Here is a 22,964-nt window from a genome sequence, read left to right as displayed (position 1 = left end):
TATGAAGGCGCCCATGCAAGAAATCGCCGTCATCGGGGCCGGGCCGGCCGGACTTATCGCCGCGGAGACCCTGGTCCAGGCCGGGCACCGCGTCACGGTCTTCGACCACATGCCGTCGCCGGCCCGCAAGCTGCTCATCGCCGGGCGCGGCGGCCTGAACCTCACGCATTCGGAGCCGTTGGAGGCGCTGCTCGGCCGCTACGGGTCCGCGCGCGCCGCCCTGGAGCCAGCGATCCGCGCCTTTCCGCCCGAGGCGCTGATCGCCTGGTGCGAGGGGCTGGGGCAGGAGACCTTCGTCGGCAGCAGCGGTCGCGTCTTCCCCCGGACGATGAAGGCTTCGCCCCTGCTGCGGGCCTGGCTGGGGCGTCTGCAAGGGCTGGGGGTCACCCTGAAGGCCCGGCATCGCTGGACGGGCTGGGACGGCGCGGCCCTTCGCTTCGAGGCGCCGGAAGGCGCGGTCCGCTTCGAGGCCGCGGCCACGATCCTGGGTCTCGGCGGAGCCTCCTGGCCGCGTCTGGGATCGGATGGCGCCTGGGCCCCGCTGCTGGAGGGTGTGGCGCCGCTGCGGCCCGCCAATATGGGCTTCCGCCTCGCTTGGTCGGAGCATTTCCGCGAGCGCTTCGCGGGGCAGCCGCTCAAGCGCATCGCCCTCGAATTCCAGGGGCAGCGGGTGAGGGGGGAGGCCATGGTGACCGCCGCGGGCCTCGAGGGCGGCGCGGTCTATGCGCTGGCGTCGCCCCTTCGCGAGGCCCTCGCCCAGGACGGGGAGGCCACGCTGCGCCTGGACCTCCGGCCGGACCTGGATGCCGGCACGCTGCTCGGGAAGATGGGCGGCCGGGGCCTGTCCCTCACCAATCAGCTGCGCCGGGCCGGGCTGTCGCCGGTGGCGATCGGCCTCGTCCAGGAGGCGCGCCATGGCGGCGATACGACGCCGGCGGAGCGGCTGATGAAGTCGCTGCCGCTCCGCGTGACGGCGGCGCAGGGCCTGGATCGTGCCATCTCCTCCGCCGGCGGCCTTCGCTTCGATGCCGTCGATGACCGCTTCATGCTGCGCGACCGGCACGGCGTCTTCGCCGCGGGCGAGATGCTGGACTGGGAGGCGCCGACCGGCGGCTATCTCCTCCAGGCCTGCTTCTCGACGGGCGTGGCCGCCGCGAAGGGCCTGCTGGAATGGATCGCGACCCGCAGCTAGCGCCGGGTCAGGCTCGCCGGCACCATCGCCAGGCGGCGCCCTGTGATGGGGATGGGGGCCGCACGATAGGCTTCGAGGCCCCGGCCGCGGCTTGATGCCATCAGTGTCGGGGCACGCTCCGCCCCATTGGAGAGCAACGGCGGCCCTGCGGCGAGCGCCCGGGCCTGCTCGGCCGGCCAGGCGGCCTGAACCCGCGCGCGATAGGCCTGGGCGAGTTCCGGCGTCTGGGAATGGTAGTGGCCCGCCGCGACCATCCAGTCTCCACGGCTGGATTGAAGCTCGGTGAGAAAGCGGGCCGCGTAGCGGGCATTCGCGCCGGGGTCGAAAGCCTCCTCGAGGCTGGCGAAGGCGCGGGGGTGATGATGGAGGTTCACCTGCATGCAGCCCACGTCGATGATGCGGACGCCCCGGTTCTGCATGTCCCGCACCGCGGCAATCGCTGCCTCCCGGGTAGGGAAGAATTGCCCGCGCCCCTCGGCGTTCAACGTCCAGGGCCAAGGGCCGAAGAGACCGGATTCCGGATGGCGCCGTCCTGATTCCACCCGGGCGATAGCCTGCAGGAGGCCAGCGGGGATCTGCGCTTCCCTTTCGGCGAGCGCGATCGCGGCGCGGCATTGCGCTATGGGATCGGGAGCCTGTGCCTTGGCCGGGACGGGCCATAGGCTCGTGAAGGCCAGCCAAAGAAGGAGGGCGAAGGCAGGGTGGCAGGACATGGCAAGACCATCGCAAGCGGCGTGCCAACGCGGGGCTGGTCGCGAGCTCTGCATCCCAGGAATGCTGCAATGCAAAATATCGCTTGCATGCGTGCGACCTTGGGCCTATATGTCTCTTCGGCGGCAGGAACTACGGTTCTTGCCTGCTTTCTTGGACGTTTCCTCCCTAAACTTGGCGGCCCAGCAATGGGTCGCCATTTTTTTTGTCCGAACGCCGGATCGGAAGTTCAGCGGCGGTATCAGGCGACGAATCCTGGCCTCGCTACTTCGCGGGAGCCCTGGCCTCGGGCCGTACCCACGCATGGCTGGCCTTCTGCGCATCCCGGCATTGATCTTCCATTGGTCGGGGCCAGTTGCGAAAGATCATGCAACGCGGGACAAAGCGATATGCAAGGCTCCCTCCTGATCCTGGTGCTGTCCCTGGCAGCCCCGCTCTTTGCCAGGGGATCGGAGGGATGGTTCGGCCTCGCCCCCTGCGAGCTCTGCCTGTGGCAGCGCTGGCCCTATTGGGTCGCGGCGGGTCTTGCCGCCCTTTCCCTCTTCGTCGCGCGCCGCACCATGCTGCGCCTGGCCGGCCTCGCCGCCCTGGCCTCGGTGGCGGTGGCGCTGTTCCATCTTGGGGTGGAGTGGAGCTGGTGGCCCTCGCCGCTGGCGGGATGCCAGGCGCCGAGCTCGCAGGGGGGCGCGTCGGTCGATGATCTGATGCGGTCGCTGTCGCCCACGCCGTCCAAGCCCTGTGACCTTCCAGTCCATCTGATCCCCGGCCTTCCGATCTCCATGGCCGGCATGAACGCCATCTACGGGCTCGTGGTCGCGCTGCTGGCCTGGAGCTTCGCCCGCAAGGAGTCCCGCGCATGACCCGGCCCACGCCACGTCGCTACCTCGAAGAGGTGATCCGGGTGGATCACGCCGGCGAATACGGCGCCAAGCGGATCTATCAGGGCCAGCTCGCCGTGCTGCGTGGCACCCGGCACGGGCCGATCATCGAGCACATGCAGGAACAGGAGCAGGTCCATCTCGATGCTTTCTCCCGCCTGATCGCCGAACGCCGCGTGCGGCCCACGGCGCTGCTGCCTCTCTGGCACGTCGCCGGCTTCGCGCTCGGCGCTGCCACGGCCGCGATGGGATATCGCGCCGCCATGGCCTGCACCGTCGCGGTGGAGGAGGCGATCGACGAGCATTACCAGGAGCAGGAAGCCACCCTCGGCGACGACGAGAAGGCCCTCAAGGCCGACATCGCCCGCTTCCGTGCCGAGGAGCTGGAGCATCGTGACATCGGGATCGAAAACGAGGCCGAGCTGACGCCCGCCTACCGGTTGCTTTCCGCCGTGATCAAGGCCGGCTGCAAGGTCGCGATCAAGGTGGCCGAGAAAGTCTGAAGTCGCCAAACGCCTGTTTACTTGACGGTTTACGTTACGGTTTGGCACGATCCTTGCCTTGACCCTCGGGGGGGTGGCCCCCATAGAAGCGAGGTGGATCAAGCTCTCTCCCCCTCCAGCCTCGAATCCGCCCGCCGCGTCCTGAACCTCGAGGCCCAGGCACTGGCCGCCATGGCCGCTGGGCTCGATGACGGCTTCGACCGCGCCGTGCTCGTGCTGGCGGGTGCGACCGGCCGCGTCGTCGTCTCCGGCATGGGCAAGTCGGGCCATGTGGGCCGGAAGATCGCGGCCACGATGGCGTCCACCGGCACGCCGGCGCAATTCGTCCATCCGGGCGAGGCGAGCCATGGCGACCTCGGCATGATCGTGCCCGGCGATGCTGTCCTGGCCATCTCCAATTCCGGCGAGACGGCCGAGCTCGGCGATCTCGTCGCGCATACGCGCCGCTTCGGCATCCCGCTGGTCGTGATCGTCGGCCGGGGAGGCAGCACACTCGGCCGCGATGCCGATATCGCCCTGGTGCTGCCGCCCGCCGAGGAAGGGTGCCCGAACGGCCTGGCACCCACCACCTCCACCACCATGCAGATGGCCATGGGGGATGCCCTGGCCGTCGCCCTTCTGGAGCGGCGCGGCTTCGGCCCCGAGGATTTCCGCGTTTTCCATCCCGGCGGCAAGCTGGGCGCCCGGCTGCAGCGCGTGGGCGACGTCATGCATGGCGCTGACCAGGTGCCCCTGGCCCCTCCCGACCTGCCGATGGCCGAGGGCCTCGTCACCATGACGGCACGGCACTTCGGCTGCCTCGGCATCGCCGATGCCACTGGCCGGCTGATCGGCGTCATCACCGACGGCGACCTTCGGCGCACCCTGCGTGCGGGCCTCGGCGACGGCCTGCTGAAGCGCCCGGTTTCCGAGGTCATGACGACCCATCCGCGCACCATCCGGCCCGACGCCCTCGCGGCCGAGGCGCTGCGGATCATGAACGAGGGGCCGATCACGGCCCTCTTCGTCGTCGACGACGATCGCCGTCCCGTCGGCATGCTCCATATCCACGACCTGCTGCGGCTGGGCGTGGCGTGATGGGCGGCGACCGACAATGAGCGAAAAGGTCCATCGCACGGATTTCGGAGCGCCGCTCCATGAGCGGCGGCGGGTACTGACGCCCTCGCGTCAGCGCCACGTGCCCACGGCCGGATCGATCGACCGCCGCCACCGCCTGGTCCAGGCGATGAAGCTCCTGCTGCCGCTGGCCGCGGCCGGGCTGCTCGGGCTTCTGCTGCTCTGGCCGGAGTTCGAGGGAAATGACGGCCGTCTTTCCTTCCGGCGCGGTCCCGCCATGGTGCCGGAGGCGCTGCAGCTTGTGGCGCCGCGGTTCCAGGGCATCGACGATCTGGGGCGCCCCTACACGATCACCGCGCGCGTGGCGCGCCAGGTTGGGCAGGAGGAGCTGATGCTCCTCGACCGGCCGCAGGCCGATATTCTGCTGAATGACGGCGCCTGGGTGTATATCGAGGCCGATAACGGCCGCTATGACAAGCCGGCCCAGCACCTGGACCTCGAGGGCAACGTGCGGATCTTCCATGATACGGGGCTGCTCTTCCGTACCGAGGCGGCCTCCGTCCAGATCGACCAGGGCAGCGCCGACGGCAACCGGCCGACGCGGGCGCAGGGCTCCTTCGGCACCATCGAATCAGAGGGCTTCGAGTTGCGTGATCGCGGCGCGGTGATGATCTTCACGGGCAAGGCCCATGCCGTGCTGGAGGGACGCCAGCAATGAGGGCGCTGCTCGCCGTTCTGCTGCTCGCGCCGGGGCTGGCCGCGGCCCAGGGCATCGACATGTCGCAGGGCGGCCCTGTCGATATCACCGCCGATGACGGCATCGAGTGGCGGCAGAACGAACAGGTCGTCATCGCACGCGGCAATGCACGCGCGGTGCGCGACGGCACCACCGTGGACGCGGCCCGCCTCCTCGCGCGCTATCGCCCGCAGGGCGGCACCGCCGGCCGGCCGGCCCCGGCGCAACCCGCGCAGCCGGGCGAGAGCCCGCTGACCGGCGGCAGCGAGATCTGGCGGATGGAAGCGGAGCAGAACGTCCGCATCTCCACCGCGACGGACGTCGCAGTCGGCGATCGCGCCGTCTATGACATGGATCAGGCCGTCCTCGTCCTGACCGGCCGCAACATCAGCTACACCACGCCGCAGAACGTCATCTCCGCGCGGGACAGCCTGGAATACTGGAGCCAGCGCCGCATGGCCGTGGGCCGCGGCAGCGCGCTCGTGGTCACGCAGGACGGGCGGCGGATCACCGCCGACACGCTCGTCGCCTATATGCTGGAGGACCCGCCGCCGGGCACGGCGCCGACCGCGGCCGGCGCGCCAGGGCAGGCGGTTGCCGTCCGCGTGCCGAGCGAGGCGCGCCCCGGCACCGAGGGCACCCAGGGGCCGCCACCCGGCCAGGGCCGGCTCGACCGGGTCGAGCTTTTCGGCAATGTCGAGATCCGCACCGAGGCCGAGGTCATCCGCGGCGACCGGGGCATCTATTCGGCGGCGACCGGCCTCGCGCGTCTCCTCGGCACGGTCCGCATCACCCGCGGCGACAATCATGTGAATGGCCGGGAGGCCCTTGTGAACCTCAATACCGGCGTCTCCCGCATCATCTCCCAGCCTGGAACGCGCGTGCAGGGTCTCATCGTTCCGGGTACCCAGGCCGACCAGCAGGCGCCTCTCCCCGGCGGTGTTCCGAGCGCGACGCCGCGTGCCAGCCGCCCGGCCACGCCGGCACCCGGCGCCACGCAGGGAGCGCCGCGTTGAACGAGGCCGGCACCCCCCTTGTCGCCACGAAGCGGGATTTCGTCGCTGTCGAGGGATCCGGTGGCCTGGTCGCGACCGGCCTAGGCAAGCGCTACAAGAAGCGGCCCGTGGTGCGGAACGTCTCGATCTCGCTGAAGCGGGGCGAAGCGGTCGGTCTGCTCGGCCCCAACGGCGCCGGCAAGACCACGACCTTCTACATGATCACCGGCCTGGTTCAGCCCGACGAAGGCACGGTGACGATGGACGGCGCCGACGTCACACGCCTGCCCATGTACCGCCGCGCGCGGCTGGGCCTGGGCTATCTGCCGCAGGAAGCCTCGATCTTCCGTGGCCTCAGCGTCGAGGAGAATATCCGCGCGGCGCTCGAGGTCGTGGAGCCGAAGCGCGACCGGCGCGAGCAGATGCTCGACAGCCTCCTGGCGGAATTCGGCATCGCACATCTTCGGCGCGCCCCGGCCCTGGCCCTGTCCGGCGGCGAGCGGCGACGCTGCGAGATCGCACGCGCTCTGGCGACGCACCCCTCCTACATCCTGCTCGACGAGCCGCTGGCGGGCATCGACCCGATCGCCGTCTCGGAGATTCGCGACCTGGTGAAGCACCTGAAGGATCGCGGGATCGGCGTGCTGATCACCGATCACAATGTGCGCGAGACGCTCGAGATCATCGATCGCGCCTACATCATGCATGACGGCCAGGTCCTGATGGAGGGCCTGCCGCATGAGATCGTGGCCCATGAGGGTGTCCGCCGCGTCTATCTCGGCGAGAAGTTCAGCCTCTGATGGCGGCGATGCACGGAGCGGCCTTCACCCTTCGTTCATCGCCTTTCCATAGCCTGGCGCCCTAGCATGGCCATGGGTCCTCGCCTCGACCTGCGGCAGTCGCAATCGCTGGTGATGACGCCGCAGCTGCGGCAGGCGATCAAGCTGCTGCACTCCTCCAACATGGAGGTCCTCGCCTTCGTCGAGGAGGAGCTGGAGCGCAACCCGCTGCTCGAGCGGGAAGAGACCCGTACCGCTGCCGCCGAGCCCGTCGCCCCCGCCACGGATTCGGCCGAAGTCGCCGCCGGCGACACCCTCGCCATCGGCGAGGCTTCGGCGCTCGATGCCGACTATTCCAATGTCATCGACGACGGCGAGGCCTACACGCCCAGCATGGGCGCCGGCGGCCGCGCCGATTTCAGCGACGACCTCAGCGGCATCGAGGAAATGGCCGGGCAGGGGCCCACGCTGCGCGAGCGCCTGGCCGAGCAGATCCGCCTAAACTTCGAGGAAGCGCGCGACCGGCTGATCGGCTCCGCCTTGCTCGCCATGCTGGAGCCCTCCGGCCGGCTGACGCTCGACGCGGCGGCGTTGGCTGCCAGGCTCGGCTGCGACGTCGCGGTGGTGGAGCGCGTGCGCCGCGCCATGCAGCGCTTCGAGCCGACCGGCATGTTCTGTGCCGACCTGCGGGAATGCTTGGCCGTCCAGCTGGAGGAGGCGGGCCGCTACGACCCTTTCATGGCGCTTCTGCTCGACAATCTGCCGATGCTCGCGCGCCGGGATCTCCGGGGCCTGATGGAGGTCTGCGGTGTCGATTCCGAGGACCTCGCGGAGATGATCGCCGAGGTGAAGCGCCTGGACCCCAAGCCTGGTTCCGGAGGCGACGACGCGCCGCTCAACACCATCCAGCCGGATGTGCTGATGCGGGCCGCGCCCGACGGTGCCTGGGTGCTGGAGCTCAATCCAGACACCTTGCCCCGCGTGCTGGTCAATCGCGGCTTCGCGGCGCGGGCCACCGTGAGTCTTCGCGATCGGGAACAGCGCAGCTTCATCGCCGAGCAGCTGCAGACCGCCAACTGGCTGGTGAAGAGCCTTGAGCAACGGGCGAACACGATCCTGAAGGTCGCCTCCGAGATCGTGCGCCGGCAGGACGCCTTCTTCCGCCATGGCGTGGCCTTCCTTCGCCCCCTGATTCTGCGGGACGTGGCCGAGGCCGTGGAGATGCATGAGAGCACCGTCAGCCGCGTCACCGCGAACAAGTACATCGCGACGCCGCGCGGGATGCTGGAGCTGAAATACTTCTTCACCACGGCGATCCAGGGCACCGCCGGCGGGGACAGCGTCAGCGCCGAGGCCGTGCGCCATCGCATCCGCGGCATGGTGCAGGGCGAGACAGCCGAAGCCGTCCTTTCCGACGACGCCATCGTGTTACGCCTGCGTGAAGAAGGTGTGGACATCGCCCGGCGGACGGTGGCCAAATATCGGGAAGCGATGCGCATTCCGTCCTCGGTTCAGCGCAGGCGCGAGAAGGCCGTCACGGCCTGAAGGGCACCTCCCTGATGGCCGGATGACGGCCGGGCAGAGGAAGCCGGTGTCGATGTCGGGGCATTCAGGTTTTTTCGGACAGGTCACGCATCCAGCGCCATCGATTCGCGTTGAATCAAAGGGTTGGCTGCTTCCGCTCACACGGAATCCTCTCCGTTGCCCTGGCCAACCGAATATCGGGCGCGGCTTCTCGAAAGGGAAAGACCAGATGCAAATCACTGTCGCCGGCAAGCAGGTCGCCACTAGCGATTCGCTGCGTTCCCATGTCGAAACCGGCCTCGGCAATATCACTGGGAAGTACTTCGACCATGCGCTCGAGGCGCGGGTCACTTTCCGGAAGGATGCCAAGGGCAGCAATGGGGGGCATTTCGCCTGCGACATCAACCTGCACGCCGGGCGCGGACTGACCATGCGCGGGGAGGGGCAGGGGCCGGATGCGATGCGCGCCTTCGACATCGCGGCGGAACATGTGGGAAAGCGCCTCAGGCGCTACCGTCGAAGGGTGAACGAACACGCGCGCAGCCAGGCGCCGTCCCGCGACGGGGATGTTCTCCGTGAATACCGCTTGCCGATCGACGAGGAGGGCGACGAGGCCGTCGAGATGAATGGTGCGGAGCACCCGGCCGTGGTGGCTGAGCCGCTCAGCGAGCTGCACTTCCTGACCGTGAGCGAGGCCACGATGCGCCTGGACCTCGCGGGAAGTCCGGTCATCGTCTTCCGGAACAGCGCGAGCGGAACGATCAACGTCGTCTACCGGCGCGGTGACGGCCATGTGGGCTGGATAGACCCAGCCTCAGCCTGATTTGTTCGTGAGGGCGGCGGCACGGCCGGATCGGCCGTGCCGATCGCTGCCATCGGAAGCTTCCCATAGCTGAAATCTTGTTGGGGTGCTCCCGTTCCGACGTCAATCGGAACGGGAGCCCTTTCACGTACGAGCACTACGTCTACGTCCCCTATGAGGACGGTTTGATGGACGAATTTGCCGCCGCCCTGGTGAAGGAGAAGAATCGCCACAACCGGTTCTTCGGCCACCACACGCTCATCGGACGAGCCGACCAGGGAAACACCAGTGCGACGCCGCTTTCAGTCGTCGGTGTGAAGGACCGGCTCTACGTCTGCATCCATGGCGCGAGCCGCCGGGCCGGGGTTGGCGTCTATCACATCACCCCGACGCAAGAGGGCATGTTCGGCCCCATCGCCACCGGTGCCCCGGTTCGGCATGAGGTCGTGGGCGAGAACCTGGCCCGGGACCTCGTCAGACTTGGCCTGGCCAACAAGTCCATCAGCCTGCGCCTCTGGACCTGCTGGGGTGGCGGCAAGCGGGAAGAGGACCGGGATGGCGTGGCTACAGGCGACGGCGACCGGCGCAGCTTCGCCCTTCGCGTCGCTTCCGGCCTGAAGGCGGCCGGAAGGACCTCGATCGAAGTGGTGGGCTACACCCAGCTCGTTTTCCTGAACGTCGGCCGCCTGAAGGCCAATGGCGGCCATAAGCAGCTTCAGACCAGGTACGGCGAGGAAAGCATGATCAACGTCTCGGAGGAGAATAAGGTCCGGTTCGCGGTGAAGGCGATGTGAACGGGGCGCGGCCCCGCGCAGCGCGTTTTCAGTGGGAGAAGATATCGGGGTCGACGTAGCCCATCAGATCCAGCTTCCCGCGCGCCGGCAGGAAGCGGAAGCAATCCTCTGCCAGTTCGAGCCGCCCCTCGCGCTGCAGCAGCCCCTCCAGCCGCGCCCAGAGGGCGTGGAGATGCAGGACATCGCTGGCGGCATAGGCGCATTGCTCGGGCGTGAGGTTCGGCGCGCCCCAATCGCTGGTCTGCTGCTGCTTGCTGATGTCGACGCCGAGCAGGTCCCGGCAGAGATCCTTGAGCCCGTGCCGGTCCGTATAGGTGCGGACCAGCTTGGAGGCGATCTTGGTGCAGCGGACGGGTGCCACAGTCGCGCCGATTCCGCGGTACAGGGCGGCGACGTCGAACCGGGCGAAGTGGAAGAGCTTCACCACCTCCGAATCCTCAAGCAGTGCCTTGAGGTTGGGCGAAGGCCCGCCGCCGGGGACGATCTGGACGAGATGCGCCACGCCATCGCCCGAGGAGAGCTGGACCAGGCAGAGGCGGTCGCGGCGAGGGTCCAGGCCCATCGTCTCGGTATCGACGGCCACGACCGGGCCGAGGCTCACATCCGGGGGGAGATCCTGGACATGCAGGTGGATGGCCCCGGAGGGGGTGAACAGGGTCTTCGCCATGTCGGGAACCTCGACCGTTTAGAGAATGGTGCCCAGGAAAGGCGGGATAGCATTTTCAGGTGCTTACGAGGCCAACTTCAGGAAATCAATTCCAAGATTGCTGCAGCTCCCTCGATAAAAGCCTCCTTGGAAGGGCGACCATCGTAATTCTCCGCCTCGCGGTGGCGCGACAAATCCACCCCCCATTCAATCCGTATCTGCGACGTTCAGGTCCACATGCAGCTGTTGATCGTGACGGAGAAGGACTTTGCCTGCGATCTTGATCGTGATGTTTGAGGTCAGCTACACAGATTCGCTGATTTGTTCTTCTCATGATCCCAGCGCCAAGCAGACCAGGTTCTGGTCTGCAGTTCCGGTACATTTCGAATGTCCTGCCATCGTCTTCCTCGTTCCTTGACGACGTGGCGCGGCAATCATTGTGGCCAGCATAGGCGCGGGGGTGATTATCGGCGGCAGCGCGACGGCGTTGTTCGCGCGGTGTCCGTAGGGGGGGGGCGAACCACAGCATCATTTAGGGAGAGGCGCGTTGGCAGCAGGTAAATTCGGCATAAAGACTGTGGCGGTGGCTGCGTTCGCGGCGGGGTTGGCAACCGCTTGGGTCGCGGGGCACGCCGCATCGGCCTGGCATTACGTCGCGCATATGCCCGCAGCCTCCACAGAGGCAGTGGCGCGGCCGCTGGTGCGAGACCTGGCGGCGCCAGCCACCGTGATGAGCGGCGACCCGCGATTTGAGGCCGTCGCTTATTCGACGACGGCCAATGGCAGCGTGCAGTCGGGCATCTTCGCCGCGCACGGTCCCTCCACGTTCAATTGGCGCTTCGCCGTGGACGAAGCCATCTATATCCACGAGGGCGAGGTCACGCTGGACTACATGGGCAGCACCTTCACCGCACGCCCGGGCGACACCGTGTTCTTCCGTGCCGGCACCAACGCGACCTGGACCGTGCCGCAATACGTACGCAAATCCTGGACGATCCATCAGCCGAGCCGCGCCACGCGGCTATGGCGCCGTGTGGTGAACTGACTTCGCACGCCGTGACATAAGGCCTCGGCCGCGGGATGGATTTAGGGGGAGCCGGGCAATGGCCCGGCGGCAGGCAAATATGCGCAGCCCGCGAGTCGTGAATGCAGGCAGGTGCGATTTCGGCCCCGCGTCCCCGAACTCATGCGGCACGCCGTGAGTTCGAATCGGCCGACATGGGTCGCTGCAAGCCGCTGACGGCAATAGGCTGCATCTGAAGGGGAGGGGGCGTACGCGGCTATCCCGCCGCCGGGCAGGCATCTTCTCAAGATAAATTCGGATCTGAGAAAATCGCCTCTCTCTTTTTACTGTACCATCTGCGATCAAGCAGATGGTGCCCAGGAGAGGACTCGAACCTCCACGACCTTGCGGTCACTGGCACCTGAAGCCAGCGCGTCTACCATTCCACCACCTGGGCAATCACTAGCGGCGAAGTGAGTGGGGAATTACCGGTGCCTCGGCGGGTCGTCAACCCGGGGGTAGCAAGGTTTTATTTCAGGCGCTTGGCGGGGCACCGCCGGCCACGTATGTCATCCGGCGGACGGAGGGACTTTTGTGATGCGCAAGGTGGCGACGGTGTTCGGCGGCAATGGCTTCATCGGCCGCCAGGTGGTGCAGAGGCTGGCCCGCGAGGACTACGTGGTGCGCGTCGCGACGCGCGACCCCATGGGCGCGCAGGGCATGCACACGATGGGCCGGGTGGGCCAGATCGCGGGGCTGGCCGCGGATGTGACGGATGAGGCCGCCGTGGCCCGTGCCGTCGAAGGCGCGTCGATCGTCGTGAACTGCGTCGGCCTCCTGCATGGTGACTTCGCGGCGGTTCAGGCGGCGGCGCCGGGCCGCATCGGTCGCCTCGCGGCCGCAGCCGGCGTCGAACGACTGGTGCATCTCTCCGCGATCGGCGCCGATGCCTCGAGCGCCAGCGCCTATGCGCGCAGCAAGGCCGAAGGCGAGGCCGAGCTGCTGGCGGCCTATCCCGGGGCCACGATCCTGCGGCCTTCCGTCGTCTTCGGCGAGGCCGATCACTTCTTCAACCGCTTCGCCCAGCTGTCGATGGTCCTGCCCTTCATGCCGGTGATCCACGGCACGACGAAGTTCCAGCCGGTCTTCGTGGGCGACGTCGCGGATGCGGTGATGGCCGCGCTGGCCGATCCCTCGACGGAAGGGAAGGTCTACGAGCTCGGCGGGCCCAAGGTCTGGACCTTCCGCGAACTGATGGCCTTCGTCGCGAAGGAGACGGGGCGCAATCGGCGCCTGGTGAACATCCCCTCCTGCGTGGCGGCGATCCAGGCGCGGATCGGCGAGTTCCTACCCAATCCGCCGCTGACGCGCGACCAGCTCCGGCTGCTGGGACGCGACAACGTCGTGTCGCCGGATGCGCTGACGCTGAAGGACCTCGGAATCGCGCCTTCGGCGGTGGAGGCGCTGGTGCCCTTCTACCTGGCTCACTTCAAGCCGGGCGGGTCGCGTCGGGTGCGCCCGGCGATGTGAAGGTCCAATACGGACCTTAATTTTCACACGAAGTCGCGAACGACTCTCAACTAGAAGCGAAAGATGAAAATATAGGTCAGCAAAACTGTCATTAATGCCGTTTTTGGGCTGGCGGAGGCCGAAAACCTCCGTTAGGTGCAGTTCAGCGACGCCTCGCGGAGGCTGTCGAACTGTCGAGGTGCCCTCATGGCTGAACGCATGTTGCAATTCGTCCGCCTTCAGCAGCAGACGCCGGAGAAGCGATCCGCTTCCCGGCGACGCGAGGATTTCGACGAAATCTATGCCCGCTTCGAGCCGGCCAAGGCCTCCGAGCAGGCCAGCCGCTGCAGCCAGTGCGGCGTGCCCTTCTGCCAGGTGCATTGCCCGCTCAACAACAACATCCCCGACTGGCTGAAGCTCACCGCCGAGGGGCGGATGGAGGAGGCCTATGAGGTCGCCGCCGCCACCAACACCTTCCCGGAGATCTGCGGCCGCGTCTGCCCGCAGGACCGTCTCTGCGAAGGCAATTGCGTCATCGAGAAGGGCTTCGAGAGCGTCACCATCGGCTCGGTGGAGCGCTTCATCGTCGATACGGCGTGGGAGCAGGGCTGGGTGAAGCCCCCCACGCCGACGCGGGAGCTGCCCTATAGCGTCGGCATCATCGGCGCCGGCCCGGCCGGCCTCGCGGCGGCCGAACGGCTGCGCGTGCGCGGCTTCCAGGTCCATGTCTACGACCGCTACGACCGGGTCGGCGGCCTGATGATCTACGGCATCCCCAACTTCAAGCTGGAGAAGGAGATCGTGCTGCGCCGCTGGGAGCAGTACGCGGCCGGCGGCATCCAGTTCCACCTCAACGTCGCGGTCGGCCAGGATGTGAGCCTCGCCGAACTGCGCGCCCGCCATGACGCCGTCTTCATCGCGACCGGCGTCTACAAGGCCCGCGACATCGATCTTCCGGGCGCGGAGCTGCGTGGCGTCGTGCCCGCGCTCGACTATCTCACCGCCTCGAACCGCAAGGGCCTGGGCGATGCCGTGCCGGAATTCGACGGCGGCGCGCTGGACGCGGCCGACCGCGAGGTCGTGGTCATCGGCGGCGGCGACACGGCCATGGATTGCGTGCGCACGGCGGTCCGACAGGGTGCCAAGTCCGTCACCTGCCTCTACCGCCGTGACCGGGCGAACATGCCCGGCTCCATGCGCGAGGTGCACAATGCCGAGGAGGAGGGCGTGCGCTTCCTCTGGCTTTCCGCGCCCGAGGCCTTCCTCGGCGGCGAGGAAGTCACCGGCGTGCGGACCGTGAAGATGCATCTCGGCCTGCCGGACGCCACCGGCCGCCAGCAGGTCGCGCCCATCGAGGGTAGCCATTTCGTCGAGCCCGCGAGCCTGGTCATCAAGGCGCTCGGCTTCGATCCCGAGGATCTGCCGCGAGCCTTCGGCGAGCCGGAACTGCCGGTTTCGCGCTGGGGTACGCTGAAGGTCCATCATCGGACCTTCATGACCGACCTGCCGGGCGTCTTCGCCGGCGGTGACATCGTGCGCGGCGCCTCGCTCGTCGTCTGGGGCATCCGGGACGGGCGCGATGCAGCGGAGCAGATCGAGACCTATATCAAGTCCAAGGCCCAGCTGGCCCAGGCGGCGGAGTGATCCCCATGGAAAGCGGCAAGCAATTCGTCGAGGCCTATGAGGCCAACAAGGCGCTCCTCGAGAGCGCCGGCATCGACACGATGGAGCATGACGCCTGCGGCGTCGGCCTCGTCGCGGCGCTGGACGGCAAGCCGTCGCGCGCAGTGGTCGAGGCGGGCATCGACGCGCTCAAGGCGGTCTGGCACCGCGGCGCCGTGGATGCCGACGGCAAGACCGGCGACGGCGCGGGCATCAACCTCGAGATCCCGCAGGAATTCTTCGCCCAGGCCGTGCGGGACGGCGGCGACAAGCTGCGGCCCGGCCGCATCGCGGTCGGCCAGGTCTTCCTGCCGAAGACCGATTTCGGCGCGCAGGAGCGCTGCCGCCAGATCGTCGAGACCGAGATCCTCGCGAGCAACTACGGCATCTACGGCTGGCGCCAGGTGCCGATCGACGTCTCGGTGATCGGCGAGAAGGCCAATGCGACCCGCCCCGAGATCGAGCAGATCCTGATCTACGATCCGGAGCAGCGCGACGGCGAGACGATGGAGCGCGACCTCTATGTTATTCGCCGGCGCATCGAGAAGGAGGCCATCGCGGCGCAGATCCCGGAGCTCTACCTCTGCTCCCTGTCCGCCCGCAGCATCGTCTACAAGGGCATGTTCCTGGCAGAGGCACTGACCGAATTCTATCCGGACCTGCTGGATCCGCGATTCGTCTCGCGCTTCGCCATCTTCCACCAGCGCTACAGCACCAACACCTTCCCGACCTGGCGCCTGGCGCAGCCTTTCCGCATGATCGCGCATAACGGCGAGATCAACACGCTCTCCGGCAACGTGAACTGGATGAAGGCGCATGAGACGCGCCTGTCCCATCCGTTGCTCGATGCGCATCTCGACGAGATCAAGCCCGTCATCCAGGCCGGCAACAGCGACACCGCCTGCCTCGACAATGTCTTCGAGCTGATGGTGCGCGGTGGACGCGACGCGCCCATGGCCAAGGCCATGCTGATCCCCGAATCCCTCGGCAGCAACGCGACCATGCCGGCCGCGCATCACGACCTGTTCCTCTATTGCAACGCCGTGATGGAGCCCTGGGACGGCCCGGCCGGCCTCTGCGCGACGGACGGCCGCTGGGTGGTGGCCGGCCTCGACCGCAACGGCCTGCGCCCGCTGCGCTACACGGTCACGCATACCGGCCTGCTCTTCGTCGGCTCCGAGACGGGCATGGTGAAGATCGCCGAGGATGCGATCGCCGCGAAGGGCCGCGTCGGCCCGGGCGAATGCATCGGCGTCGACCTCGACGAGGGCCGCTTCTACGGCGACGCGGAGCTCAAGGACACGCTCTCCGCCCGCCACCCCTTCGGCCAGTGGGTCGGCCGCACGACGCGCATCGACGACATCGTGAAGTCGCGCGCGGCAGAGCAGGAGGCCCTGACGGGCGAGGGGCTGCGCCGCGCCCAGCTCGCCATGGGCTACACGCTCGAGGAGCTGGAGCAGATCCTGCACCCCATGGTGGAGGAGGCGCAGGAGGCCATCGGCAGCATGGGCGACGACACGCCGCTCGCCGTGCTCTCCAGCCAGTACCGCGCGCTGCATCACTATTTCCGGCAGAGCTTCAGCCAGGTGACCAACCCGCCGATCGACAGCCTGCGCGAGACGCGGGTGATGTCGCTCAAGACGCGGCTCGGCAACCTCGGGAATATCCTCGACGAGGATCCGACCCAGTGCGACATGCTGATGCTGGATAGCCCCGTGCTCTCGACCGCCCAGTTCGCGGCGATGCGCGACTACATGGGCGACAGCGTCTGCGAGGTGGATTGCACCTTCGACGCCGCCGAGGGCGAGGCGGGGCTCCGCAAGGCCCTGGCGCGCATCCGGCGCGAGGCGGAGGACGGTGTCCGCAGCGGCTGCCAGCACGTCATCCTGACTGATGAGGCGCTGGATCGCGACCGCTGCGACATCCCGATGATCCTGGCCGTCGCGGCGGTGCATACGCATCTCGTGAAGACCTCGCTGCGCACCTTCACCAGCCTCAACGTGCGCTGCGCGGAATGCCTCGACGTGCATTACTTCGCCGTGCTGGTCGGTGCCGGCGCCACGACGGTCAACGCCTATCTGGCCGAAGCCTCCATCGCCGACCGCCAGCGCCGCGGCCTCTTCGGCGACATGACGCTGGATGCGGCCATCGCCCGCTACAAGAAGGCGGTGGACAAGGGCCTGCTGAAGGTGATGTCCAAGATGGGCATCTCGGTCATCTCCTCCTATCGCGGCGGCATGAACTTCGAGGCGATCGGCCTTTCCCGCGCGCTGGTGGCCGAGTTCTTCCCGGGTATCGCCTCGCGCATCTCGGGCATCGGCCTGGCGGGCCTGTCGCGGCGCATCCTCGCGCTGCACTCGCGCGCCTTCAACACCGAGGTCATGACACTGCCCATCGGCGGCCTCTACAAGCTGCGCCATCGCGGCGAGGCGCATGCCTTCGGCGGCACGCTGATCCACACGCTCCAGAAGGCCGTGGACACCGACAGCTACCAGACCTTCAAGCGCTACACCGAGGCCGTGCGCAAGCAGCCGCCGGTGGCGCTGCGCGACCTGCTCGATTTCCGCATGGAGAACGTGAAGCCGGTTCCGCTCGAGGAGGTCGAGAGCATCACGGAGATCCGCAAGCGCCTGCTGGCGCCCGGCATTTCGCTCGGCGCCCTCAGCCCCGAGGCGCATGAGACGCTGTCGATCGCCATGAACCGCATCGGCGCGCGCAGCGACAGCGGCGAGGGCGGCGAGGATCCGGAGCGCGCGAAGCCGCGCCCGAATGGCGACAACGCGAATTCCGCGGTGAAGCAGATCGCTTCGGGCCGCTTCGGAGTCACGGCCGAGTACCTGAACAATTGCCGTGAGATCGAGATCAAGGTGGCCCAGGGCGCCAAGCCGGGTGAGGGCGGCCAGCTGCCGGGCTTCAAGGTGACGGCGCTGATCGCGAAGCTGCGGCATTCGACGCCGGGCGTCACGCTGATCTCGCCTCCGCCGCATCACGACATCTACTCCATCGAGGATCTCGCGCAGCTCATCTACGACCTGAAGCAGATCAACCCGGATGCGACGGTCTGCGTGAAGCTGGTGGCCCGATCGGGCATCGGCACCATCGCGGCCGGCGTCGCCAAGGCGAAGGCCGATGCGATCCTCGTCTCCGGCCATTCGGGCGGCACGGGCGCCTCGCCGGTCAGCTCCATCAAATATGTGGGTCTGCCCTGGGAGATGGGGCTGACCGAGACGCATCAGGTGCTGATGCTGAACCGGCTGCGGCATCGGGTGAAGCTGCGCACCGATGGCGGCCTCAAGACCGGGCGCGACATTGTGGTCGCGGCCATGCTGGGCGCCGAGGAATTCGGCATCGGCACGGCCTCGCTGGTGGCGATGGGCTGCATCATGGTGCGGCAGTGCCACGCCAATACCTGCCCGGTCGGCGTCTGCACGCAGGACGAGGCGCTGCGGGAGAAGTTCACGGGCTCGCCCGAGAAGGTCATCACCCTCTTCAGCTTCGTGGCGGAGGAAGTACGCGAGATCCTGGCCTCGCTGGGCTTCCGCAAGATCGAGGAGATCATCGGCCGTACCGATCTGCTCAAGCAGGTCAGCCGTGGCGCCGACGACCTGGACGACCTCGACCTCAACCAGCTGCTGGTGAAGGCCGATGCCGGACCGCACAAGCCCTACTGCACGCTGGAGGGCCGCAACGAGGTGCCGGAGACGCTGGACGCGGACATGATCCGCGACGCGGCGCCGCTCTTCGACCGGGGCGAGAAGATCCAGCTTGCCTACAACATCCGCAACACGCACCGGGCCATCGGCACGAAGGTCTCCTCGCGCATCGTCCGGCAGTACGGGATGACCGGCCTGCAGGAAGGGCATCTGACCGTCCGCCTGCGCGGCAGCGCCGGGCAGTCGCTGGGCGCCTTCGGCGTGAAGGGGCTGAAGCTCGAGGTCTATGGCGACAGCAACGACTATGTCGGCAAGGGCCTGTCGGGCGCGACCATCGTCGTGCGTCCCGCGCCGTCGTCGGGCCTGGTCTGGAACGAGAATTCCATCATCGGCAACACCTGCCTCTACGGCGCGACGGCCGGCGCGCTCTTCGCCGCGGGTCGGGCCGGCGAGCGCTTCGCCGTTCGCAATTCGGGCGCGATCACCGTCGTCGAGGGCGTGGGGACGAATGCCTGCGAGTATATGACCGGCGGCACGGTGGTGATCCTGGGCGAGGTCGGCGACAATTTCGGCGCCGGTTTCACCGGCGGCGCGGCCTTCGTCTACGATCCGGCCCGCACCTTCGAGGTCCGGGTGAATCCCGAGACGCTGCAATGGCAGCGCCTGGCCTCGGCTCATTGGGAAGGTGAGCTGCGGGCGCTGATCCAGCGCCACGTGACGGAAACCGGAAGCCGTCATGCGGCCCGTATCCTCAATGACTGGGACACGGAGCGGGAGGCCTTCTGGCACGTCGTGCCGAAGGAATACGCGAAGTACCTGGCACGGCCGATGACGGAAGTCGCGGCGGCGGCGGAGTGAGGGAAGGGCCCGCCCCGTCCTGATCCAGGGCGGAGCGGGCCACCCCTCGCGCATGACGTATTGCCTCTTCATGAGGCTCGGCGATCGCTCGTGGGCGACCGATGAAAACACGGCCATGCAGGGACTTCGCGGGCCGGCCTCGGCTTCCGTGAATCGCCGGCGGATGGCATAGGGGCAGCGTGAGAATCCTATACCATCTGCCGCTTTCGCCCTTTTCGCGAAAGGTTCGCCTTGCTCTGACCGAGAAGCGGATTCCCTTCGAACTCCGCGTCGAACGGGTATGGGAACGAAGGCCCGAATTCCTTGCTATGAATCCCGCCTGCACCGTGCCGGTGCTGGTGGAGGAGAACGGGCTCGTCCTCGCCGAGAGCTACGCCATCTGCGAGTATCTGGACGAAGCCTATCCCGACGTTCCGCTCTTCGGCCGGACCCTGTCCGAGCGCGCGGAGGTGCGTCGGCTCCTCGGCTGGTTCGACAATCATTTCGGCCAGCAGGTCTACCGCAACTTGCTGTGGGAGCGGCACATGAAGCGCCAGCTCGGCCACGGCAATCCGGACGGTGCCGCGATCCGCGCCGGCTACGCCAATCTCAAGACGCACATGGAAGTGATCGGCTGGCTCGCTGAGCGGCGGACCTGGCTCGCTGGGCCGCATCTCAGCCTCGCCGATTTCGCAGCGGCGGCGCATCTTTCCGCGCTCGACTATGCGAACGACATCGACTGGTCGCTGAACACGGCCGCGCGCGACTGGTACAGCCGGGTGAAGTCGCGCCCGTCCTTCCGCACGCTGCTCGTCGACCGGGTGACCGGCATGGAGCCGCCGGCCCACTACGCGGACCTGGATTTCTGAAGCTGCATTCCGGGGCCTGAGGCGTGGCGCGCCCGACATGGCGCGCCCCTCCCAAAGCGCCTATATGCCGCCCGACGAAAAGCCAGGTTCCTGAAATTCCCGACGATCAACGACTGACGCCGCCTTCAGATGCGGCCAAGGAAGCGCCCTCCGTGCGGAGCGGGCTGCGCAATGGGCTCATCCTGGGCGGGGTCGTGCTGGCCGCCATCGTGGCTCTCAACGCCCGCGACCTCGCGAGCCTCTGGACGGTCCTGGCGGCTTTTCCGCTGGCCCTGGCGGCCTCGCTCGCCTCGCATATTCCGCAGTTGGCCTTCACCAGCCTCGGCTGGATGATCCTTTTGCCGCGAGCCGTGCGCCCGACCTTCCGGCGGATGTTCCTGCTCCGCTGGTACCGGGAGGCGTGCGATTCCCTGCTCCCGGCAGGGGTCGTGGTCGGACAGGCGGCCGTGACCCGGTTGATGATCCGCGACGGCATTCCCTCGGGCCTCGCGGCCGGGACGGCGACACTCGGCATCACGCTCGAGGCGGTCTCGCAGACGCTCTTCACCCTGATCGGCCTCGGGACCTTCCTCGCGTTGGGACGCGCCTCGGAGGCGACAGGCTTCTGGATCGGAACCGCGGTCGCCGCCCTGATGGCCTGCGCGCTGGTGGCGCTTCAGCGGCCCTGGGCGCTGGGCCTGCTGCGCCGCGTGCTGGAGCGCCTCGCGAAGCGGTGGCCACGGCTGCAGCCCGATTGGCTGGACCGCTTCCAGGCCACCATCCTGCGCCTGCATGAAGACCGGAAGGCCCTGGCTCTCTCCACCCTGGTGCATCTCGGCAACTGGATGATGGGCAGCGTCGAGATGTTCCTGCTCCTGTGGATCATCGGCTTCCCGGTGAGCTTCGCGGAGGCGCTGGTCATCGAGAGCTTCGCCCAGGTGGTGCGCAGCGCGGGCTTCCTGCTGCCCGGCGCCGCCCTGGTGCAGGAGGGAGCCATCGTCGCCGCCTGCGCCCTGATCGGCGTGCCGCCGGCCACCGCGCTCAATGCCGCGCTGATCCGCCGCACGCGCGAGATCCTGGTCGGGCTCTTCGGCCTGGTCGCCTGGCGGCGCGACGAGGCCCGCCCGTAAGGGCTCCTCAGCCGTAAGGCACGCTGCTTTCGGCGGGCCGCCCGCTGCTGCGCACGGGACCGCCATCGGTCATCGCCAGCGCGACCGCTTCCGCCACGCGGATCCCGTCCACCCCGGCCGAGAGGATGCCGCCCGCATAACCCGCGCCTTCGCCGGCGGGAAACAGGCCGCGGAGGCTCAGGCTCTGGCAATCCTCGCCCCGCTCGATGCGCACGGGCGAGGAGGTGCGGGTTTCCACGCCCGTCATGACGGCGTCGGCCAGGGCAAAACCCGGCAGGTCGCGGTCGAAGGCGGGCAGGGCCTCCCGGATGGCCTCGGCGACGAAGTCGGGCAGGCAGGTCGAAAGGTCGGTCGGCGTCACGCCCGGTCGATAGGAGGGCGCGACATCCCCGAGATGGGTCGAGGCCCGCCCGGCGAGGAAATCGCCCACGCGCTGGGCGGGCGCGGCATAGCTGCTGCCGCCGGCCACGAAGGCACGCTCCTCCCAATGGCGCTGGAAGGCGACGCCGGCCAGCGGGCCGCCCGGATAGTCCTCCGGCGTGATGCCGACGACGATGCCCGCATTGGCATTCCGTTCGTTGCGCGAATACTGGCTCATGCCATTGGTCACGAGCCGCCCTGCCTCAGAGGCAGCGGCGACGACCGTCCCGCCCGGGCACATGCAGAAGGAATAGACCGAGCGGCCGTTGCTCGCGTGATGTACCAGCCGGTAATCCGCCGCGCCGAGCAACGGGTGGCCGGCATGGGGCCCGAAGCGCTGGCGGTCAATCAGCGACTGGGGATGCTCGATGCGCACGCCGATGGAGAAGGGCTTGGCCGTCATCGCGACGCCCCGCTCGTGCAGCATGGCGAAGGTGTCGCGTGCCGAATGGCCGATGGCCAGCACGGCATGGCGCGTCGCGATGCGCTCGCCGGTATGCAGGACGACGCCGGCGAGGCGGCGGGCCCCGTCCGATCCGGCCTCGATCTCCAGGCCGTCCACGCGCTGGCCGAATCGGTACTCGCCGCCCAGGCCCTCAATGGTCTCCCGCATGGCCTCGACCATCTGCACGAGGCGGAAGGTGCCGATATGCGGCTTGCTGACGTAGAGGATCTCCTCCGGTGCGCCGGCCTTCACGAATTCCTCGAGCACCTTGCGGCCGAAGTGGAAGGGGTCGCGGATCTGGGAATGGAGCTTGCCGTCGGAGAAGGTGCCGGCGCCGCCCTCGCCGAATTGGACGTTGCTCTCCGGGTGCAGGACCCCACGGCGCCAGAGGTCCCAGGTGTCCTTGGTCCGCTCGCGGACCTGTTTGCCGCGGTCGAGGATGATCGGGCGGAAGCCGGATTGCGCCAGGATCAGCCCGGCGAAGAGACCGCAGGGACCGGTGCCGATGACGACCGGCCGTTCCTCCATCCGTCCGGCTGCCTCGGCCACGAAGCGGTAGCGCATGTCCGGCGCCGGGCGGATCGTGGGGCTGCCGCGGGCGAGCAGCGCCTCTTCCCCGGGTACCTCCACGTCGAGCGTGTAGGACAGGACGATTCGCTTCGGATTCCGGGCGTCATACCCGCGGCGAACGATCGTGAAGCCTTGGGCGGGCGCGCCGAGACGCTCCGCCAGCGCCGCGTCGAGCGCTTCCGGGGGGTGATCGAGCGGCAGGCGTATTTCATGGAGGCGCAGCATCCGCGTGAAGTCGTCCGGCGCCATGCTCCGCGTCAAGAGACGCCAT

General features: G+C 68.1%; 19 protein-coding genes and 1 tRNA gene. 16 read left to right on the top strand and 4 right to left on the bottom strand.

What is annotated here, in order from left to right:
- Positions 1–13 precede the first annotated feature (13 nt).
- Positions 14–1,192: a BaiN/RdsA family NAD(P)/FAD-dependent oxidoreductase gene (locus KHU32_RS11445; RefSeq protein WP_213670219.1), complete on the top strand. Its 1,179-nt coding sequence runs from the start codon at positions 14–16 to the stop codon at positions 1,190–1,192.
- Here KHU32_RS11445 and KHU32_RS11440 read toward each other — a convergent pair.
- Positions 1,189–1,905, bottom strand: a complete 717-nt coding sequence (locus tag KHU32_RS11440; protein WP_213670218.1) for a lytic transglycosylase domain-containing protein — start codon at positions 1,903–1,905, stop codon at positions 1,189–1,191. The genes KHU32_RS11445 and KHU32_RS11440 overlap by 4 nt on opposite strands.
- A gap of 387 nt (positions 1,906–2,292) precedes the next feature.
- On the opposite strand from KHU32_RS11440, the gene KHU32_RS11435 reads away from it, so the two are divergent.
- From KHU32_RS11435 to KHU32_RS11395, 9 genes are all read left to right on the top strand, one after another.
- A complete protein-coding gene (locus KHU32_RS11435; RefSeq protein ID WP_213670217.1) occupies positions 2,293–2,763 on the top strand; it encodes a disulfide bond formation protein B in 471 nt (156 codons plus the stop codon).
- A complete protein-coding gene (locus tag KHU32_RS11430; RefSeq protein WP_213670216.1) occupies positions 2,760–3,284 on the top strand; it encodes a demethoxyubiquinone hydroxylase family protein in 525 nt (174 codons plus the stop codon). Before KHU32_RS11435 ends, KHU32_RS11430 begins: the two co-directional genes overlap by 4 nt.
- Before the next feature lie 93 nt (positions 3,285–3,377).
- Positions 3,378–4,361 carry a KpsF/GutQ family sugar-phosphate isomerase gene (locus KHU32_RS11425; protein WP_314070267.1) on the top strand — a complete coding sequence of 328 codons (984 nt, stop codon included), beginning with the start codon at positions 3,378–3,380 and terminating at the stop codon, positions 4,359–4,361.
- A 16-nt stretch (positions 4,362–4,377) separates the two neighbouring features.
- Positions 4,378–5,058, top strand: a complete 681-nt coding sequence (gene lptC / locus KHU32_RS11420) for an LPS export ABC transporter periplasmic protein LptC (protein WP_213670215.1) — start codon at positions 4,378–4,380, stop codon at positions 5,056–5,058.
- Positions 5,055–6,092, top strand: a complete 1,038-nt coding sequence (locus tag KHU32_RS11415) for an LptA/OstA family protein (protein ID WP_213670214.1) — start codon at positions 5,055–5,057, stop codon at positions 6,090–6,092. The genes lptC and KHU32_RS11415 overlap by 4 nt, the downstream gene beginning before the upstream one ends.
- A gap of 65 nt (positions 6,093–6,157) precedes the next feature.
- A complete protein-coding gene (gene lptB, locus KHU32_RS11410) occupies positions 6,158–6,871 on the top strand; it encodes an LPS export ABC transporter ATP-binding protein (RefSeq protein ID WP_213670888.1) in 714 nt (237 codons plus the stop codon).
- Positions 6,872–6,937: 66 nt separating this feature from the next.
- Positions 6,938–8,395, top strand: a complete 1,458-nt coding sequence (gene rpoN / locus KHU32_RS11405) for an RNA polymerase factor sigma-54 (protein WP_213670213.1) — start codon at positions 6,938–6,940, stop codon at positions 8,393–8,395.
- 22 nt (positions 8,396–8,417) lie between these two features.
- Entirely contained in the window at positions 8,418–9,197 is a 780-nt protein-coding gene (hpf, locus tag KHU32_RS11400) for a ribosome hibernation-promoting factor, HPF/YfiA family (protein WP_347265542.1), read from the top strand.
- 167 nt (positions 9,198–9,364) lie between these two features.
- On the top strand, positions 9,365–9,970 hold the full coding sequence (locus tag KHU32_RS11395; RefSeq protein ID WP_213670212.1) for a hypothetical protein: 606 nt from the start codon (positions 9,365–9,367) through the stop codon (positions 9,968–9,970).
- Positions 9,971–9,998: 28 nt separating this feature from the next.
- Here KHU32_RS11395 and KHU32_RS11390 read toward each other — a convergent pair whose 3' ends face one another.
- Positions 9,999–10,637: a ribonuclease D gene (locus KHU32_RS11390; RefSeq protein WP_213670211.1), complete on the bottom strand. Its 639-nt coding sequence runs from the start codon at positions 10,635–10,637 to the stop codon at positions 9,999–10,001.
- A 640-nt stretch (positions 10,638–11,277) separates the two neighbouring features.
- Between KHU32_RS11390 and KHU32_RS11385 the strand changes: the two genes are divergently transcribed.
- Positions 11,278–11,661, top strand: a complete 384-nt coding sequence (locus KHU32_RS11385; protein WP_213670210.1) for a cupin domain-containing protein — start codon at positions 11,278–11,280, stop codon at positions 11,659–11,661.
- A gap of 329 nt (positions 11,662–11,990) precedes the next feature.
- Here the strand turns inward: KHU32_RS11385 and KHU32_RS11380 are convergent.
- Positions 11,991–12,076: transfer RNA gene (locus tag KHU32_RS11380), tRNA-Leu, on the bottom strand.
- Between the two features lie 140 nt (positions 12,077–12,216).
- Between KHU32_RS11380 and KHU32_RS11375 the strand changes: the two genes are divergently transcribed.
- The 5 genes from KHU32_RS11375 to KHU32_RS11355 all read left to right on the top strand — a co-directional run bounded on the left by KHU32_RS11375 (position 12,217) and on the right by KHU32_RS11355 (position 21,258).
- Positions 12,217–13,149: a complex I NDUFA9 subunit family protein gene (locus KHU32_RS11375; protein ID WP_213670209.1), complete on the top strand. Its 933-nt coding sequence runs from the start codon at positions 12,217–12,219 to the stop codon at positions 13,147–13,149.
- A gap of 186 nt (positions 13,150–13,335) precedes the next feature.
- A complete protein-coding gene (locus KHU32_RS11370) occupies positions 13,336–14,772 on the top strand; it encodes an NAD(P)-dependent oxidoreductase (RefSeq protein ID WP_213670208.1) in 1,437 nt (478 codons plus the stop codon).
- 5 nt (positions 14,773–14,777) lie between these two features.
- Positions 14,778–19,301, top strand: coding sequence for a glutamate synthase large subunit (gene gltB, locus KHU32_RS11365; RefSeq protein ID WP_213670207.1), 4,524 nt, complete (start codon positions 14,778–14,780; stop codon positions 19,299–19,301).
- Between the two features lie 179 nt (positions 19,302–19,480).
- Positions 19,481–20,149 (top strand): glutathione S-transferase family protein, encoded by a 669-nt coding sequence (locus KHU32_RS11360; protein WP_213670206.1) that lies wholly within the window; start codon positions 19,481–19,483, stop codon positions 20,147–20,149.
- Between the two features lie 152 nt (positions 20,150–20,301).
- Complete coding sequence (locus tag KHU32_RS11355; protein WP_213670205.1) at positions 20,302–21,258, top strand: lysylphosphatidylglycerol synthase domain-containing protein; 957 nt, start codon at positions 20,302–20,304, stop codon at positions 21,256–21,258.
- A 7-nt stretch (positions 21,259–21,265) separates the two neighbouring features.
- Here KHU32_RS11355 and KHU32_RS11350 read toward each other — a convergent pair whose 3' ends face one another.
- Positions 21,266–22,918, bottom strand: coding sequence for an NAD(P)/FAD-dependent oxidoreductase (locus tag KHU32_RS11350; RefSeq protein WP_213670886.1), 1,653 nt, complete (start codon positions 22,916–22,918; stop codon positions 21,266–21,268).
- Positions 22,919–22,964: the final 46 nt, after the last annotated feature.

This window comes from Roseococcus pinisoli (assembly GCF_018413645.1).
In the GTDB taxonomy this organism is placed as follows: domain Bacteria; phylum Pseudomonadota; class Alphaproteobacteria; order Acetobacterales; family Acetobacteraceae; genus Roseococcus; species Roseococcus pinisoli.
This window is presented reverse-complemented; position numbering and strand designations above follow the sequence as displayed.